The organism is Ramlibacter sp. (assembly GCF_035706265.1).
GTDB lineage: Bacteria > Pseudomonadota > Gammaproteobacteria > Burkholderiales > Burkholderiaceae_C > Ramlibacter.
Genome location: NZ_DASSVG010000260.1, coordinates 1 through 2,066, shown reverse-complemented (window position 1 = coordinate 2,066; position 2,066 = coordinate 1). Strand labels below are relative to the sequence as shown.

Here is a 2,066-nt window from a genome sequence, read left to right as displayed (position 1 = left end):
CGCCGTCGACGGTGAGCCACGGCGCGACCTTCTGCACGCGCGTGCGCGGCTGCCGGTCGTAGAGGATCTTGGAGTTCTCGTTCACCCGGCTCGAGAGCACGATGTTGGGCTCGCTGAACTTGATGGCGTACAGCAGCTTGTTGAAGATCCCGCCGACCGGGACGCCGGAGGCCCCGTCGTAGGTGTTGGTCTGCGGCTGGCCGCCCGGCCCCTCGCCCTCGGGGATGTCGAGCTCGACGTCTCGCTCTCCCTCCACCTTGCCGACGATGGAGTACTGCGGGCTCTGCTCGCCGAAGTAGAACGGCGGCTGGTAACCCACGTTGAGGTCGGTCAGCTGGCCCCGGGGCGGGATGTCCTGCTCCGCCCACTCCGGCTCGCCGTCGTTGGGCGAGACCTCGCCCTCGGCATCGCGCTGGTTGCCGAAGGCAGCGACCATGCCGAAGCCGTGGGTGTAGACGGTGTGCAGGTTGGCCCAGTTGCGCTGCTCGGCCGGCAGGCCGCTCTGGTCGATCTCGCGCGGCGCGACCACCAGGTCGCGCACCTCGCCGTTGATCGGGTAACGGTCGACGTCGAGCACGTTGGGCACGCTGTAGTAGCCGCGCACCTGCTGCAGCTGCTCGAAGGTGTCCGAGACGACCGACGGGTCGATCAGCCGGATACCCGGGATGGACTCGGCGTCCGCGCGCAGCTGGTCGGCGCTCAGCGAGACGTTGGCGTCGTACGGCGTCAGCTCGGCGTCGTCGATGTCGAAGGCCGCTCTGGTGGCCTCGATGTTGCGCGCGATGTAGGGCGCCTCCTTGTCCGGCTCGGACGGGGAGACCTGGAACTGCTGGACCACGCCGGGCCAGAGCACGCCGAGCAGGATCGCCGAGAGCACCAGCAGCGCCAGGCCCACCGACGGCAGCATCCACGTGCGGCGGAAGACGTTGGCGAAGAACAGCACCGCGCAGATCAGCGCGATGAACGTCAGGATGTTCTTCGACGGGAGTACGGCGTGGTAGTCGGTGTAGCCCATGCCGGTGAACCGGCTGCCGTGGGCGGTGTCCAGGTCGTACCGGTCGAGCCAGTAGTCGGCGCTCTTGAACAGCACGAACAGCCCCAGCAGCGCTGAGATCTGCGCCTGCGCGGCCCCGGAGAGCTTGTCCCGCTTGACCTGCAGCCGGATCCCGCCGAACAGGTAGTGCACCACCGCCGAAGCGATCAGCGCGACGAAGGTCGCGGCCATCCCGAAGTTCACCAGGTAGTGCAGCCACGGCAGCGTGAATACGAAGAACCCGATGTCCTTGCCGAAGAACGGGTCGGTCTTGCCGAACGGCACTTGGTGGCGCCACAGCAGGAACTGCCGCCACTGGCTGGCGCCGGACGCCCCCGCGAAGATGCCCACCAGCAGCCCGATCCCGATCAGCAGCCAGCGGCGCAGCGGCAGGATCACGCTGCGGTACCTGTCCAGGCTGGCCTGCTCGCTGGACGCCGGCCGGAACAGCGGACGGTACCGGTAGGCCAGCGCGACGTTGAGCGCGACGAACGCGCCCATCAGGATCCCGAAGACCACGAACAGCAGCACCCGCGTGGTCAGCACCGTGGAGAACACCTGCGGGTAGCCGATCGATGCGAACCACAGCCTGTCGGTCCAGATCCCGTCGAAGACCGAGAGCAGGAAGAACGCGAGCACCAGCACCACCGCGGTGCCGATCAGCACTCGCGGGCGGCGCGACGCCGCAATGCCGGGTCTGCGCGCCCGTGCCGGCGGGTCGTCGCCTTCGAAGAATCCGCTCACCTGCGCGTTCCCGTCCTCACTGTTCGAGCGTGCTGCGCAACAACTCTAGGAGACCAGGGACCAGGTCGGGGCTTTCCACGACGGACGTGGGCTCGTCGCGGGCGCGCAGCCGCAGCGCGCAGTACGTCGACCCGTCACGGGTGGCGGCGGCCACGATCCGGACCTCCTGCCGATCCGGGTGGCCGGCGGCGAACCGCTCGGCCGCCTCCGGCTCCGAGGGCACCGACTGCTCGGCCTGGGACGGCAGCACCACCCGCTCGACGACCGCGGCGCAGCCGAACACCTCCGC

2 protein-coding genes are annotated in these 2,066 nt (G+C 69.0%); both read right to left on the bottom strand.

All coding sequences use genetic code 11. The features are described from left to right. Positions 1–1,777 (bottom strand): UPF0182 family protein (locus VFM98_RS09610; protein ID WP_325109702.1); only part of this gene is annotated, 1,777 nt, incomplete at its 3' end. A 16-nt stretch (positions 1,778–1,793) separates the two neighbouring features. After that, positions 1,794–2,066 (bottom strand): PPA1309 family protein (locus tag VFM98_RS09605; RefSeq protein ID WP_325109701.1); only part of this gene is annotated, 273 nt, incomplete at its 5' end.